The 15,669-nt window shown below is 44.1% G+C and carries 13 protein-coding genes; 6 read left to right on the forward strand and 7 right to left on the reverse strand.

The annotated features are described in order from the left end of the window. Positions 1-4 precede the first annotated feature (4 nt). Both proQ and MD588_RS19225 read right to left on the reverse strand, forming a co-directional pair. Positions 5-649 carry an RNA chaperone ProQ gene (proQ, locus tag MD588_RS19220; protein WP_265699263.1) on the reverse strand — a complete coding sequence of 215 codons (645 nt, stop codon included), beginning with the start codon at positions 647-649 and terminating at the stop codon, positions 5-7. A gap of 109 nt (positions 650-758) precedes the next feature. Continuing rightward, on the reverse strand, positions 759-1,211 hold the full coding sequence (locus MD588_RS19225) for a GAF domain-containing protein (protein WP_407676596.1): 453 nt from the start codon (positions 1,209-1,211) through the stop codon (positions 759-761). 90 nt (positions 1,212-1,301) lie between these two features. Here MD588_RS19225 and MD588_RS19230 point away from each other — a divergent pair, with 90 nt between their 5' ends. From MD588_RS19230 to MD588_RS19250, 5 genes are all read left to right on the forward strand, one after another. After that, the gene (locus tag MD588_RS19230) at positions 1,302-3,134 is read left to right on the forward strand and encodes an ABC transporter ATP-binding protein (RefSeq protein ID WP_265699265.1); all 1,833 of its coding nucleotides are present in this window, start codon (positions 1,302-1,304) and stop codon (positions 3,132-3,134) included. A gap of 69 nt (positions 3,135-3,203) precedes the next feature. Then, positions 3,204-4,397, forward strand: a complete 1,194-nt coding sequence (locus tag MD588_RS19235) for a paraquat-inducible protein A (protein ID WP_265699266.1) — start codon at positions 3,204-3,206, stop codon at positions 4,395-4,397. After that, the gene (locus tag MD588_RS19240) at positions 4,381-7,008 is read left to right on the forward strand and encodes a PqiB family protein (RefSeq protein WP_265699268.1); all 2,628 of its coding nucleotides are present in this window, start codon (positions 4,381-4,383) and stop codon (positions 7,006-7,008) included. The genes MD588_RS19235 and MD588_RS19240 overlap by 17 nt, the downstream gene beginning before the upstream one ends. A gap of 230 nt (positions 7,009-7,238) precedes the next feature. After that, positions 7,239-8,669: a 16S rRNA (cytosine(1407)-C(5))-methyltransferase RsmF gene (rsmF, locus tag MD588_RS19245; RefSeq protein WP_265699270.1), complete on the forward strand. Its 1,431-nt coding sequence runs from the start codon at positions 7,239-7,241 to the stop codon at positions 8,667-8,669. A gap of 593 nt (positions 8,670-9,262) precedes the next feature. After that, positions 9,263-9,856 carry an FMN-dependent NADH-azoreductase gene (locus tag MD588_RS19250; protein WP_265699272.1) on the forward strand — a complete coding sequence of 198 codons (594 nt, stop codon included), beginning with the start codon at positions 9,263-9,265 and terminating at the stop codon, positions 9,854-9,856. A gap of 105 nt (positions 9,857-9,961) precedes the next feature. On the opposite strand, the gene MD588_RS19255 is transcribed toward MD588_RS19250, so the two are convergent. From MD588_RS19255 to MD588_RS19275, 5 genes are all read right to left on the reverse strand, one after another. Further along, a complete protein-coding gene (locus MD588_RS19255; RefSeq protein ID WP_265699307.1) occupies positions 9,962-11,221 on the reverse strand; it encodes a MipA/OmpV family protein in 1,260 nt (419 codons plus the stop codon). 353 nt (positions 11,222-11,574) lie between these two features. Next, complete coding sequence (locus tag MD588_RS19260; protein ID WP_265699273.1) at positions 11,575-12,186, reverse strand: lytic transglycosylase domain-containing protein; 612 nt, start codon at positions 12,184-12,186, stop codon at positions 11,575-11,577. A 293-nt stretch (positions 12,187-12,479) separates the two neighbouring features. Next, entirely contained in the window at positions 12,480-13,136 is a 657-nt protein-coding gene (locus MD588_RS19265; RefSeq protein WP_265699274.1) for a hypothetical protein, read from the reverse strand. Positions 13,137-13,350: 214 nt separating this feature from the next. Then, entirely contained in the window at positions 13,351-13,974 is a 624-nt protein-coding gene (locus MD588_RS19270) for a CHRD domain-containing protein (RefSeq protein WP_265699275.1), read from the reverse strand. A 316-nt stretch (positions 13,975-14,290) separates the two neighbouring features. Further along, positions 14,291-14,596: a DUF496 family protein gene (locus MD588_RS19275; protein ID WP_128782529.1), complete on the reverse strand. Its 306-nt coding sequence runs from the start codon at positions 14,594-14,596 to the stop codon at positions 14,291-14,293. 482 nt (positions 14,597-15,078) lie between these two features. On the opposite strand from MD588_RS19275, the gene cspE reads away from it, so the two are divergent. Then, on the forward strand, positions 15,079-15,288 hold the full coding sequence (gene cspE, locus MD588_RS19280; RefSeq protein ID WP_036824165.1) for a transcription antiterminator/RNA stability regulator CspE: 210 nt from the start codon (positions 15,079-15,081) through the stop codon (positions 15,286-15,288). Positions 15,289-15,669: the final 381 nt, after the last annotated feature.

The raw sequence follows: 15,669 nt of genomic DNA on the forward strand, positions 1-15,669 counted from the left end.
TCCTTTACGAACGCAGGTGTTCCGCCTTAACTACCATGGTTAGACCATTGGTTAAACGAACACGCACATCGTCCTTATTAATTTCAACGATAGTCGCCGGCATGTTTCCGTTGCCCATATTTACACTAACGTCTTTGCCAACTTTCACTTCATCAGCAGTCAGTGCACGGGTCGTTTCAGCAGGCTTTTTATTTAGCTTAGTCGTTTTTGGCTTAGTGTTCTTTGGTTTAGCCGTTTTTGCACGAATTTTTTTCGCTTTAGCTTCACCATCTTTGCTTGCAGCAGCTTTCGCTTCTGCTTGCTCTTTACGACGAGCGCGTACTTTAGCCTTGCTTTCTTCAAGTGCTTTTTTCGCGTGTTCTACGTGTTCTTCTTCCAACACACCACAGTCGTTGCCATCAAGGTCAACACGATTAGCACCAGCTTTTACACCGTGAAGGTAACGCCAGGAAGAAGTGTATTGACGCAGAGCGGTACGCAATTGTGTTTTACTTACTTTTGGATCTTCGTTAAGACGCTCAGCGAGATCTTGGAAGATACCAATTTTTAGAGGCTTTGCTTCACCTTCAACAGTAAAACATTTTGGGAAACGCTCAGCAATGTATGCAATCACTTCTTTACTGTTCGTTAGCTTTTCAGAGTTTTCCATGGACTTTCCTGACAAATGCGAGTCAACCTCGCCGTTAGTACTTTGATCAAAAAGAAATAGTGTGGCTATTATAGTTACCTAACGCTGAAAAACCACCGAAAGCATGCAATTAGAGCCTTTTTTGTAGTTCTTCAACCAAAGAAACCAGTCCGTCCTCATCAGTTTGGTTAAATCTTGATAAATTTGGGCTATCAATATCCAGTACCCCATACAATTTACCTTTCACGGTAAAGGGAATCACGATCTCAGAATTACTGGCAGCATCGCAGGCAATATGCCCTTCAAACTGATGCACATTATCAACACGTTGCACCTTGTTTTCTGATATTGCGGTACCACACACCCCTCTTCCAACCGGAATACGAACACAAGCCGGCTTGCCCTGAAAAGGCCCTAGAACCAACTGGTCGTCTTTCAAGAAATAGAAACCGACCCAGTTAATATCTTCTAACTCCATGTTCAGTAACGCACTAATATTAGAGATATTAGCAATGAGATCCGGCTCACCCTCGATCAGTGCAATGGCCTGTTTTGTGAGTCTTTTATAAGTAGCGGCTCTAATTTCCATGGCTTACTCCTTTTATAGCCGTTAGAATGAAAATTCTTATTAGTAATGGGAATCATTATCACAGTGAAAGGCAATCCGAATCAAATGATTAACTGGTCTTGGTTGATAAAGCAAGCAAAACATCACCGCCCTAGACTCGTCGTAGCAAACATCATCGCTATTATGGCTACGCTAATTAGCGTACCTATTCCTTTACTGATGCCATTAATGGTTGACGAAATATTGTTGGATAAACCAGCGGGTGGAATTCAGTTCCTCAACATCTTCTTGCCAGAGTCATTGCATCAGCCAACTGCCTATATTCTGCTTGTCCTTGTTTTCGTGGTATTAATGCGTATTGGCAGCCAGGCACTGAATATTCTTCAAAGCAGACAATTCACACTTGTCGCGAAAGACATCACTTATAATATGCGTCGGCACCTGATTGATAAGTTGGGTCGTATCAGCATGCGCCAGTATGAGGAACGTGGCAGCGGCGGAATTACCTCCCACCTCATCACTGATGTTGAAACCATCGATAAGTTTGTTGGGGATACCCTTAGTCGCTTTCTCATTGGCTTGCTGACAGTAATGGGAACGGCTGCCATTCTCCTGTGGCTAAACTGGCAACTTGGCTTATTCATCCTGTTGGTAAACCCGATTGTGGTCTATGCCTCACGCATGATGGGAAATCGTGTTAAGACCCTAAAGAAAAAAGAGAACCAGGCATTTGAAAGGTTCCAGCAACGATTAGTCGAAACGCTTGACGGTATCTATCAGCTACGTGCAGCCAACCGCGAAAGAGAATTCCTGGCTCAACTAAAATCCAATGCCAACGACATTCGCCATGATGCTGACAAGTACGCATGGCAATCCGAGGCGGCAGGCCGTCTTTCATTTCTTCTGTTCTTGGTCGGTTTCGAGCTTTTCCGTGCCATGGCCATGATCATGGTGCTGTTTAGTGATTTAACCATTGGTCAAATGTTTGCTGTTTTTGGTTACCTATGGTTCATGCTAGGCCCGGTTCAGGAGCTATTAGGTATCCAGTTTGCGTGGTATAGCGCATCGGCTGCCATGCAACGCCTAAATGGCTTGATTTTACTTGAAGAAGAAGTACGTCCAACACCTAAAGTCGATCCTTTTACCGATGGTGAAACCCTACAGATTGATGTCGGAGATCTTCACTTTGCCTATGATGAAGATAAAGAAGTTCTCCGTGGGCTAAACCTATCGATTCCATCTGGCAAACGTGTTGCTCTTGTTGGCTCGTCAGGGGGTGGTAAATCGACCTTGATCCAATTGCTACTGGGTATCTATCAGAAAGACAGTGGACACATTATCATCAATGGCCACCCTATCGAAGATGTTGGCTACGAAGCGCTGCGAGACAAGATGGCTGTTGTGTTACAGCACCCCGTTCTTTTTAATGATACATTAAGACATAATCTCACACTGGGTGGCGAATTTACCGATACGCAGTTATGGCAAGCGCTCGAAATCGCTCAAATGACCGACGTGACCCAACGCTTAACAAGTGGCCTGGATACTGAAATCGGTCGTCAGGGTATAAAGTTGTCTGGTGGTCAGCGTCAGCGTCTAGCCATTGCGCGAATGATTCTTGCTAACCCCGAATTCGTTATACTTGATGAAGCAACATCGGCATTGGACACAGCGACAGAGGCTGCACTTCATACTGCTCTTAACCAGTTTTTAGCTAATAGAACGACCCTAATTGTGGCGCACCGTTTATCCGCGGTTAAGCAAGCTGATTTAATCTATGTGCTCGAAGACGGCCAAGTCAGTCAAACCGGCACGCATTCGGAGCTAGTAAAAGAAGAAGGCCTCTATCAGACGTTATATGGCTCAGTACAATCAGCTGACCCGACAACTTCTGAATCCAATGACCAACTATCGGTAGCCAGAATGAACCTAAAATAATATAGTGTTCGTTTTTTCAAGCTAACGCTCAGAAACATCAAGTTTTTGTCTATAAAGGATTAAACAATCATGTCTACGGCAAGACTATGTCCCGGCTGCGACCTACCTGTGATGCCTCAGGTAACCCAACGTGGACACAGTGCCTACTGCCCTCGCTGCAATACCCGACTCTATCGCGGAGGTGTCAGCCATTTTAGCAGTGAGCTAGCCATTGCTATGACTTGTTTGATCCTTTTCATTCCTGCTCACTTTTTTCCATTAATTACCATTCGCCTTTTTGGCGTCATGATCCCGGCTACGCTACCATCAGGAACACTCACCCTCGCTTCTGATTTTCCGGCAGTGGCTATTCTTATCCTGTTTTGTAGCACGATTGCCCCCTTGCTGGTGAGCTTATCTGTTGTCAGTGCTCAGGTAGGTTTAAAACTCAAGCATTTCCGCCTGTTCCGTACCTCATTGTGGATGATTGAACACCTTAAATACTGGGCGATGTTTGATGTTTTTCTTGTCAGCCTTGGGATCTCTTGTTTTAAAGTTCAGGACTATGCCGATATCTACGTCGGTCCCGGCCTGTACTCATTAGTGCTCTTGCAAATTCTCATGTCGCTATTGATCACCCGCATCAGTGTCAATCGCTATTGGGAAGCATGGAAGCCAGAAACCGATCACAAAACCAACGAGCTAGAAGTTCATTGTCACACTTGTCACCTGACTCAGGCACATGCCGAGAGTTGTGTGCGTTGCGCGTCATCTTTATATCATCGTATGCCGTATTCGATTCAGAAAACCTGGGCATACCTGATCGCCGCGGCTGTATTTATTTTTCCGGCCAACCTCTTCCCTATTTCAATATTTCTCAACAATGGAAAGCGGGTGGAAGATACCATTTTTTCCGGTGTCGCCTCACTGATCCAAAGTGACATGGCCGGTATTGCGATCATTATCTTCGTCGCCAGTATTGTCGTACCAGCCGCTAAAATTCTTGGGCTGGCATTTATCTTATTGACCATCCAGTTTAAGCGCGAGGTTAACCACCTCCAGCGCATGAAACTTTATCGGGTCATCCAGTGGATTGGAAAGTGGTCGATGATGGATCTTTTCGTTATCTCTCTCATGGTAGCGTTAATTGACCGTGACCAAATTCTTGATTTTACGCCAGGCCCCGGGGCGATTGCCTTCGGCGTTGTGGTGGTGCTTACCATGCTCTCTGCAGAAAGCTTAGATTCTCGTCTGATATGGGACAACTATGAACAACGGACTTAATAACCGGCAACCAGAACCGGTCGACATTAAACGTGACCGAGGCATTTCTCCTTTATGGATACTGCCACTACTTGCGCTGACTCTTGCAGGCTGGCTTGTATATAAAGCCGTCAATGAGACAGGGGAAAGGATAAAAATCCACTTCAGTGATGCCGCGGGCCTCACTGCGGGAAGAACCACCATCCGCTACCAAGGCTTGGAAGTTGGTATAGTACGTGAGGTTAGCTTGTCCGAAGATCTGCAAAGCATCTACGCCGAAGCGGACATTTATCCTGAAGCCGTTCAGACACTCAAGGAAGGGACGCGTTTTTGGCTGGTAAAACCCAAAGCGTCAATTACCGGTATCTCGGGCCTTGATGCATTGGTTTCCGGTAACTATATTGCGCTCCAGCCGGGTGCCGGTAAAGCAGCCTTTGAGTTTGCCGCTCTAGATACCCAGCCTTCTGACATCCCGTTGGGACAAGGACTAAAAATACAGTTACGTTCACCTAATCTGGCCTCGGTCAGCATCGGCTCTCAAGTAATGTATAAAAAGATCCCTGTGGGTGAAGTCTATAACTATACCCTCAGCAATGATAAAAAACGTGTTCTGATTGATATATTGATCAAGCCACAATATGCCGAACTGGTTACCAATAAGAGCCGCTTCTGGAATGTAAGCGGTATGAGTGCCAATGTCGGCTTTAACGGTATCGATGTTCAGTTTGAAAGCCTATCCGCGATGATCGGCGGTGCGATTGCCTTTGATTCACCGGACGAAGGCTTAGCGATTGAAGATAATCATTTATTCCGCCTCTACCCTGATCTCAATACTGCAGGCCGCGGTATTGCGATTACTATCGACCTGCCAGATGACAATAACATCAATACAAGTGGTGCTCCTATCATCTTCCGCGGATTAAAAATCGGTCAAATATCGGATCTTCGCCTAGACAAAGAGCGCCAGAAGATTATTGCTCACGCAGCAATTGAGCCGAGTATGAGTGATTTGCTGACCACCGGCTCTCGGATGCTACTTGAAGAGGCCGAGCTCTCGTTAACCGGTGTTAAGAACATCGGCAACCTGATCCGCGGTAATTTCCTGACCCTGATCCCCGGAGAAGGTGAAACGACACGACAGTTCAAGGCAATCACCGAAGATGAGTTACAGGAACAACTTCCGGGAGTTGCCACCTTCTCTCTGTACGCTGATAGCAGCCACGGCATTAAACGTGGGACTAAGCTAAAGCATCTTGGCTTGGAAGTGGGTCGAGTAAAAAGAGTGGCATTTGAAGACAACAAAGTCCGTTTTGATGTCATCGTAAAACCAGAGCACACCTCACTGGTTCGCTCTGCCAGTCGCTTTTATCTTGATGGCGGCATCCAGGCAAACATTAGCTCAAGAGGTATTGATGTTAACGTGCCACCTGCCGACCAACTGATCAGCCAAAGTATTAGCTTTACCAGTACTGGTAGCTCTAAAATTCAAAAAAGCTATCCGCTATATGAAAACCTGCAACTAGCAAAACTAGCAGCAGACAGCGCCAAAGGACTTGCCCGATTTACCCTATTTGCCGACGAGTTACCTCCGGTTTCCGAAGGCAGCCCGATCCTCTACCGTAACCTGCAAGTTGGTGAAGTCAGAAACTACGCCCTCACACGTGACGGCGTCACTATCTCTATTACGATAAGTAATAAGTATCGCCACCTGATCAAACCCAATACCGTTTTCTGGAATCGTTCAGGGGTTGAAGTTGAAGCTGGTCTTGGTGGAGTTAAAGTCAAAGCCGACCCAATTAGCACCCTAATCAAAGGCGGCATTGCTTTTGACGAGCTAGAAGGTGTTACCAATAAGGTCGGCAACCGTTACAAGCTGTACTCTAGCTTGAATGAAGCCAAAGATTTTGGCTTGCTGATCACGATGACGGCTGATAATGCCAAAGCGATTTCTACCAATTCCGACATCCGCTATCAAGGCGTCAATGTTGGTAAAGTGATTGAAACAATTCCGGATTTTAATGCAGGTAACATCAAGGTAAAAGCACGCCTTTTCCCGAAATATGCGGAGTTGCTCGCTAAGTCAAACAGCTACTTCTGGGTTGTAACACCTCAAATTAGTATCAGCGGTGCAAAGAACCTGGATACATTATTGAGCAGTTATATTGCCGTAACACCGGGTGACGGGCACTATTCCCAGACATTTGAACTGGGTACATCCGAGCTGGTTAAGTCGGGACTGACGGTGATCTTGGAAAGTGAAGACCGCAATTCAATAAGCCAAGGCACTCCACTGCTCTATCGCGATATCCAGGTTGGCCAAGTCGTTAACGTGGCACTGGGCGAACTGGCCGATCGTGTTATTGTCGAGGCGCAGGTTGAACAAGAATATAGTCACCTCGTTCGTACTGACACCGTATTCTGGAATGTATCAGGTATCGACGTCACGATTGGACTAACTGGGGCTTCGGTTCAAAGTGGTACCGTAGATAGCCTAATTCGTGGTGGCATCGCCTTCGCAACTCCGGAAGAGCAACCTTTGTCACCAAAAGCCAAGCCGGAAACCCATTACCTGCTGCATCAACAAGCCAAGCCACAGTGGAGAACTTGGCGAACAGCCATTCCTCGCCACTAAAAGGAACGTAATACCTCCCCATGCATTAACCTATAAGGAGCGCACTGCGCTCCTTTTTCTTTTCCATCGAAAAGAATAAAATTCGATATAAATAACTATACCCAAGCACCCTCAAGATGCTTGGGTATATATCTAGTGGAACAATTGCCTGATTCTAATCCTCAAACATCGATTATTAGCACTGTTTGTTATAGACTCACGCCCCATTGCTAGTTAAACGAGATAGTCCCTTGCATCCGAATATTCACATTCCCGAAGCCTTCATTGAGCAAATCCGCCAGATCATGCCTGAGCACCTGAACATGGATGAGTTCATCGCCTGCTGCAAAACGCCGTTACGCCGTAGTATCCGTGTTAACACGCTAAAAATCAGTGTGGAAGACTTCCTAGCTCGTGTCGCCGATAAAGACTGGACGCTAACTCCCGTTCCTTGGTGCGATACTGGTTTCTGGATTGAGCGTGAAGATGAGGATACCGTTTCTCTCGGCAATACTGCAGAGCACATGGCTGGCCTGTTCTACATTCAGGAAGCCAGTTCAATGATGCCGGTAACTGCCTTGTTGAAAGACAACGATGCATTGGACTGTGTATTGGATATGGCTTCCGCGCCGGGCTCAAAAACAACCCAGATCGCCTCTGCCATGGAAAACCGCGGTGCGCTTGTTGCTAACGAACTTGCAGCAAGCCGAATCAAGGTCCTGCACTCCAACCTACAGCGCTGTGGCGTCCATAACACATCTCTCACCCACTTTGATGGTTGTGTCTTTGGCGGCTGGGCACCTGAGTCTTTCGATTCTATTTTGCTCGATGCACCATGTTCCGGTGAAGGTGCTATTCGAAAAGATGACGATGCGATGGAGAACTGGAGCCTTGCCTCTGTAGAGGAAATTGCCTCGGTACAGCGTGATCTGATTGTCAGCGCCTTCCAGGCGTTGAAACCTGGCGGTGTCATGGTGTATTCAACTTGTACTCTTAACCTCTCGGAAAACCAACAAGTCTGTCATTTCTTAAAAGACACTTTTGGTGATGCGGTCGAATTCGAGCCTCTGACTCACCTATTCGATGGTGCGGAACAAGCATTAACCGATGATGGCTTCCTTCATGTCTACCCGCAGATTTTTGACAGTGAAGGCTTCTTTGTCGCGCGTATCCGCAAACACCATTCTGTTGAGTCTCCTAAGGTCAAAAAACGTTTGGGTAAATTCCCATTCAATTTAGCCAATGCAAAAGATCAGCAGTACATTACTAGCGGTATCAAAGCTGATTTGGATATTTCCCTGCCTGATGACAAAGACATTTGGATCCGGGACAAGGAAGTGTGGCTGTTCCCATCGCAACTGCGTAATTTGATTGGCGAGATCCGCTTCCAGCGTATTGGCATCAAGCTGGCCGAACAACATAAGAAGGGCTATCGCTGGCAGCACGAGGCCATCATGTCGTTAGCAAAAGGCAACGAGAAAGTGGCTCTCGACCTGACATCCGAACAAGCGAAAGAATGGTTCATGGGCCGCGATATCCGCCCAGAGAGTCTATCAGGCAAAGGGGAAATCATTGTAACGTACCGTGACTACCCAATCGGCATTGGTAAGTGGGTCAGCAACCGTATCAAGAATGGGCTTCCTCGCGAGCTAGTTCGCGATACCAATTTATTTGATATTTGAAGCACAATCAAAAAGCCTGCGCACAAAACTCTCCGCCATTTCAGAATATTTGAATGGCGTTAACGTTAAATTAGAGGTGTATCAGAATTGAATGACATTCTCGCGAGCAAAACTGGCAAATTGTACTGCTTGAACTACCATTGAAAGTGTAATTGATCTCCATTTACTAACCAGTTAGCGCAAGGCTCTCACGAGCCATTCCCCTAAGCCCGAGACAGGAGTCGTTTCGGGCTATTTTTTTACCCAAACAGCCATATATTCTCCCCACATCAGTGCCAGCATATTCACACCGTAACCCAATACCTCTATATCTCCATATAGGCCATCGTGCAAACTCGGCGACAATTGGCTCGCCGTATGGATAACGACCTATTTTATCAAACACAAAGAGACAGACACCGCACTTCAAAGCGATAAAACCGCTATGTACACTTTTCCAAACTTCGAATATAACCTTGATAAGTAAAAACTTTTCCCTCCCTCAATGCTGTTCTATTTTTTCGAATGACTCCTACGATTTTTTCCGCTTTCTTCAAGCTCACTGGTTCAATATAGTTACTTCCAAGCCAACACAAAGAGCAAAGGAATTAGTTATGTCAAACGTACTTGTATTGAAATCAAGCATCCTCGGTGATTACTCTCAATCAAATGGGTTAATTGATCACTTAGTGACATCTTGGGAAGGTAAAGTGAGTTCAGTCATTGAGCGCGACCTTGCCGCAGACCCATTACCTGTACTTGATGGTGAGATCGCTGGCGGCCTTCGCGGTGGAGAGAATCTGACAGAACGCCAGCAAGAAGTTCTGGCGCTATCAAACCAGCTGATCGAAGAAATCAAAGTGAGTGATACGCTTGTGATTGCCGCGCCTATGTATAACTTCTCTATACCAACTCAGCTGAAGAACTGGTTTGATTTGATTGCTCGTGCCGGCGTGACCTTTACTTACACCGAAACCGGCCCTGTTGGCCTGTTAACCGACAAAAAAGTCATTGTAGTCACCACTCGTGGTGGTATGCATAAAGACGGTGCTTCTGATGTCATGGTGCCATACCTAAAAACAATTCTTGGCTTTGTCGGCCTAACAAATGTCGAATTTGTGTATAGCGAAGCTCTCAATATGGGTGAAGAGTTTGCAGCTAAAGGGTTAGCCGACGCAAAATCGGAATTAGAAAAAATTACCGCCTAACATGGGCTAATGACTAACACTTGCATTCTTATTTACTAGCGCTTTCGCTAACAGCCTTACCTGCTACTGCTAACGGGTAAGGCTTTTTTCTGGATTCTGACACGATCAAAAATCAAACTGCAGATAAACCGTATTGTAGTTACTGCCCCCTTTAATACGACCAAACTGTGAAGCATTCTCAAAAATAGCTGATCGGTGATGAAGGCTATAACCTAACCATACCCCGTCCATGGATTTTTGATTAAAGAGATCACCTAAATTTACATCAAATGAAAAGTCCAGATAGTTAAGTAAATTACTCGGCTCATAGCCCTTTCTATCCATCTCAGTTTGCTCAATGTAAGATATATGGTTGATGTACGATAAGCCTTCAGCAACCCCGAAGCGCCATTCAACTGGCCAGTTTACGGTGTAATAAGCTTTAATCGCCACTACGTATTCTTGTGTCGAACTCTGAACATCTGAACTCCAGTGCCAAACAAAACCAGGTGTCAGGTAAATATCAAGCGGGAGCCCGAACAACTCGTCCGTCAGCGGATGGCCGTAAAACAGCGACGTCAGTTGGTTGTTAAACTCATCTTTCACCGTGTTGCCTGAAAAAATCTCACCGATATTTGATGGCGTTGCCCAGCCATGAGCAATACGCCAATAAGGCTGATTCTTCAGTGATGACTTCCTTGGTTTTTTGGCATCGTTGAAGAAACCAAAGCCAAGGTATGCCTCACCTTGCCAATCTTCATCCACAATCTTGGCGTCACGTATATTGCTGTCAAAGCGGGTGACATGTGCACCACCTAATAAGTACAAATTTGAGGTGACGTGGTAACTTGCCGATGCGCCGAATTTAAGATCTACCCCCGCATTGATCGACTCAAACGTTAAGCCGTAATAATAACTGTTATAGGCCGACTCTTTCCAAAGCAATGACGCTTCAGGCCTGATCCCCCAATTGCCATGAAGATAAACACCACCTAAAGAGGCTAGAGAGCTTATCCGGCCATCAGGATCGGACAAAAGCTCCAGTGTACTGTATAAACCATCATCAAACTGGTACTTGAACTGAAAACCAAGATCTCCGGTATCTCCACCAATTTGATTCTGAAACGATGATGGAATATCGATAAAGTGCATGCGTAGCAGAGCATTGACTTCCCAATCATCCTGACGATATATATTTAAACCACCTTCAGTACCGTTGAGAAAAAATCTGTCCCCCTGATAAAACATCATAGGAACAAAAGTAGAAACATTGGAATCCTCAACAACATCACTTGTTGCATAAGGTATTGTGGCATTTCGTACGACGGCAGCTATCCCCCAGGCTTGCTCACCATCTCGTTTCACCCTCAAGTCATCAACGCTAATAAACCCCTCATCCCGACTCTTATCGGTTTGGCCATCCGGCTCGGTAACATCAGCGTAGGCTACAAAAGGCAAACAAAAGACTAAACATCCCCAAAGCTTCAAACCCACTTCCTCATTTTTATTTATTCGTTTGAGTATTAATAAATTAGCGCAACTGAACGCGTTAAGCACAACTTTTGTTCTTAACTACATATTATCACGTTCTATTCACAACCAATCACTGATAAATTTGGCCAGGGAGTAGTACTACAGAGCTAATGGTTCTAAATTAAAAATCGCTAACAACACATAGAAGCTAAGTAAACTCGCCCTTTGAGAATGAGTCCTGCGTGTAGAAGTAGCTTGGGTATAAATCAATTATGGAAAAGCGATGGGAATGAACCGAATGATGCCGGTGGAATAATAGCATCATACAGCTTCATATTATGTTTAACTTTAATAATGTACTGTTGTGTTTCTTTATATGGCGGAATACCACGATACTTTTTCACATTCCCCTCCCCTGCATTATAAGCGGCAAGGGCCAAATCAATATTTCCCTTATACTTCTTTAGCAAACGAGAAATCATTGCTGTTCCGACTTTTATATTCTGTTCTGGTTTGAAGGGATCAATTTTCCAATGTTGTGAATTCATATCCATCAACTGCATCAAGCCTTTTGCGCCCTTATAGCTAATAGCATTTGGGTTAAAGTTCGATTCGGCCTTGATGATTCCTAATACCAGTGCGGAAGGAACGTCATACTTTCGGGTATAGTGCAAAACAAGATCATAAAATTTCGGCTTCTTTTTTACATCTTTATCTAAAAAAAGTCCGGCTCTCCACTCTGACGTACCATCGCTGAACAACGAGGTCGCGCCCTGTGGCTGATCGCCCGCAATCAGATTTAGCATCATGCCACCATCAGCCGACGCCTTCACTGTTGTAGGAAGAAGCAATAGAGTTAGAAAAATGCGCTTGGGCATTAGTAGAGTTACCTGTTAGCCGAGAGATTATTCTATGACGCTGTAACACATCAGCAGCCGCAAAGTTTAAAACAATCTCACGTCCCGGTATAGAGCAGGAAATAGCATGCAAAACATTCAACAGATCGCCCTATCAAACAACAGCAAGCTGGGTGTTTATTCCAATCTAATGATAAATGAGCCTTACTAGCAAAATAATACATTAACTCAGCTCGGCAAGTAGCTCATTAAACTCACACCCAAAGACTTTTCCTGTTACCGGCTCTTTTACATTTCAGTACATCACCGGAAGGTTAATTTGCACACCGTTCAAAAATATTTAACTGGCTAATTTTATCCTCAAAAACATCGAGTACTCCTTCAAACCTCGGATCAATCGTATAAGTGTTAGTTTTTAAATCATACCGGCCAATCCGCCGTTGCTCAGGCCGGAAAACAAGAACACAATAATCTCGCTCTTCAGTCACGTAGAACTCATCATCACGGTATTGCTTCTGCTCACTACTGAAGCAGTTATTAAAGAAGTGAAGTAACTCATGAGCTTGAGGAGACTGGAACATCTGATCGCCCATGGTGGCTCCATTAGAGTCTGAGACTATGACACGGTAGCTATGAACACTGTACTTCATAATATCAAACAGCTTACGTCGCTGCTGCCGGGTAGGCTCTACCGCTACATGTACTCGTCCTCTTGCTTCATATCGGATAGCCCCTGTCGCGGCCATCAAGTTGATAATGGTTATTTCGTCACAGATACCAAGCATGTCTTCAGGCATCAGTGCCGCTACCGCACGGTGAAACTGGCGATTATTTATATCTGATCGTTGTAGATTCAGTAAACGGCCATCCGGGAGAATATAGCCACCATCTTTCATATGCCGAGTAACACCAAAATGTGTCACTAGTTTGTCCAATAACGCTTCATTAAAACTTGGAACTTGTTGGATCATCGCACTCATCTATTGAAAACAGCTAAATAAAATATAGTTTTCATATTTCATTAGACAGTTCTGAAAAACAATGAGTTAGTTCTCATTTTGATAGCGTGTGATAAAAAGACATTACAAAAACATCGAAGGTGTCATACCAATTTGGCAAATTTGAAGAAAGGCTGCTTAAACCACAGCCTTAGAGGATACCTTTAGCAGTACTCGAAACACTTACTTAGTCTTTGATATTGCCTCGTATTTCACCCGCTGGAAACTTCTCAGTATGTACATTGATATAGGCTGCGCCATTTTTCATTGCCTTGGTTAACGCTTTAAAATCGCCAGCTTCAACTCCCTGAGAAGGAATAGCCAGAACATCATCAGCCGCAATCGTACCTTCTAATTTTTCTCCTGGTGCCGGGCATGCTGGCGCATTAACCAACGTTGAGTCACAAAGCCAAGCAAGCACTCCGCCGTTTACACCTGGCTGGGCAAAATGAATATGAGCAGCTTTAGCATCTCCACTCAAGTCTTTATACCTTAGCTTAAACGTCAGGGTATACCCATCCGATTTTGCCCTAAAGCGCCCCTTACCTTCGGCCAACATAGCAGGTACTTCCTGAAAACCGTCCAATTTAGCTGAGAACGTTTCTCTGGCAAATATCTTATGAAGATCTTTATCAAAGAGTTCATCATCTAAAATATCATCACCATAACTATGCTGGTTAGCCGACACCAAACCACTATATCCAAAGACCATTACAAGCATTAACATCGACTGAGCTAACATATTCTTCATTGCTTTCTCCTCATGACTGCTGGGATTTATGAGCATGATTAAAAGGATGTAATCGACCACTTTCCTTCTTCTGTTATATCCATCTTTCAGTTAACGCTAACTTTATCTCCACCAAAACAAATAACAGGCATATCAACAAATTGACAGAAGTTATCCCTACAAACCTAAACATATTCAGAAAAAACACAAACAAGAGGGAAGTATAGACAGCCATGAGTAACTTTTTAGACTATTTCTTACTTATAAGGATCAACAATGGCTAACCAACACACCAATAAGCGCGCAATTACAAATTGACTTGCGATAGCAGCAACATCATTTTTTCGGCATAAAAAAAGCCCGACCTGAGTCGAGCTTTTCAAATTCATCGCTGAGATTAGTGCTTAGCAATCTCTGTTTTCTTCAGATCTTTAACGTTCTTGCTTACTTCGCGACGCTCTTTCGATAACTCAGCACTAATGATGATGTGATCATCAACGCGATCCTCGTAATCACCCTTCATATTTTCGACGATCTCAACGATCTGGTCGTGAGTCATGTCTGCCTTGATGTAATCAAGCAGGTTTTCAAGCAGCTCAACACGCTTACGGTTGTCTCGGACCTTACGATCATTGTCTAAGATTTCACGTTTCAGTTTGTTCTTACGACGTGTCTGGCGTACCAGTTCAAGGATAGTGTTCATTATTTGTCCTTTTATGAATCTACAAAACCCAACTAGGCTCGTTATAACAGAAAGTTATGTTGTTACTCAAGTCACATTCTCAACAAGAAAAAAATAACAGCGATTCTTTGATTTGATACAGCAAAATATGGAGTATCAAATTTAAACTTCAGTGGCAGTTTCTCACCAGTGAATCATTTTATCAGATGTAAGAAAACGCTTTTAATTCATCTCTATAGAGCTGACGCAAACGACACTTGTTTCATCAAAATCCTGTGAATCTAACCACAAATTTATCATTAATCTATTTGCAATTGGTATATCAATGCCTACTCTTTCAATAGACCAGTAGTGTTTGGCAATGATGCAACAATATGAACGAACAAATCTTCACGTATAGGCTCTTGTTTCAAGACAGTTGTACTGAAGCTATCTGTTTCAATTGTCACCAAAGTTAAATAGTTATTGGCGCTTTTAGTTGATGTAGAAATTCAGGAGACAACATGTCTAAAGCAACAGGTACCGTTAAGTGGTTCAATGAAGAAAAGGGTTTCGGTTTTATCACTCAAGATAACGGCGGTGCTGACGTATTCGTTCATTTCCGTGCTATCACTGGCGACGGATTCAAAACGCTTGCTGAAGGTCAAAAAGTGGCTTACGAAACAGAGCAAGGTCCAAAAGGCTTACAAGCTGCAAACGTAGAAAAGATTTAATCAATCTTCTACTTATGTGTGAATAAAAGGGCTGTTTGGCCCTTTTTTAATCTCTGCTATTTTGGTTTATAAAATTTTATTTTTCCTCGCAAAACAACCCTTTTGTCACTAACTTATTGTTAAAACCAAAGATTATTCTCCTACCAATGATACTAACTTCACACTTTTTTCGATAAACGCTTAAATTTAAAAGTATTTGCTTGCCCTGCTCTATGCCTTGTGGCTTAATAGTCCCCGGCCTGTAATGCAGACCTATTTATGCAACAAATTGAAATAGAAAACTTCGTTCCACCGCTTTGCAAAAGGCGTAGTTGTCCTGAAGAGCTTCATTATTCTTTTGTCCATAAGTAATACATTATGTTGGCTTAAGTACGCTATAAG

Origin of the sequence: Photobacterium obscurum (genome assembly GCF_026191635.1) — a bacterium.
Classification (GTDB): domain Bacteria; phylum Pseudomonadota; class Gammaproteobacteria; order Enterobacterales; family Vibrionaceae; genus Photobacterium; species Photobacterium obscurum.

Bases quoted from the DNA above. Each gene is read 5' to 3' on its own strand.
- MD588_RS19230 (WP_265699265.1), top strand. From the start codon at position 1,302: ATGATTAACTGGTCTTGGTTGATAAAGCAAGCAAAACATCACCGCCCT.
- proQ (WP_265699263.1), bottom strand. From the start codon at position 649: ATGGAAAACTCTGAAAAGCTAACGAACAGTAAAGAAGTGATTGCATAC.
- cspE (WP_036824165.1), top strand. From the start codon at position 15,079: ATGTCTAAAGCAACAGGTACCGTTAAGTGGTTCAATGAAGAAAAGGGT.
- MD588_RS19275 (WP_128782529.1), bottom strand. From the start codon at position 14,596: ATGAACACTATCCTTGAACTGGTACGCCAGACACGTCGTAAGAACAAA.
- MD588_RS19250 (WP_265699272.1), top strand. From the start codon at position 9,263: ATGTCAAACGTACTTGTATTGAAATCAAGCATCCTCGGTGATTACTCT.
- MD588_RS19235 (WP_265699266.1), top strand. From the start codon at position 3,204: ATGTCTACGGCAAGACTATGTCCCGGCTGCGACCTACCTGTGATGCCT.
- MD588_RS19260 (WP_265699273.1), bottom strand. From the start codon at position 12,186: ATGCCCAAGCGCATTTTTCTAACTCTATTGCTTCTTCCTACAACAGTG.
- MD588_RS19240 (WP_265699268.1), top strand. From the start codon at position 4,381: ATGAACAACGGACTTAATAACCGGCAACCAGAACCGGTCGACATTAAA.
- MD588_RS19265 (WP_265699274.1), bottom strand. From the start codon at position 13,136: ATGATCCAACAAGTTCCAAGTTTTAATGAAGCGTTATTGGACAAACTA.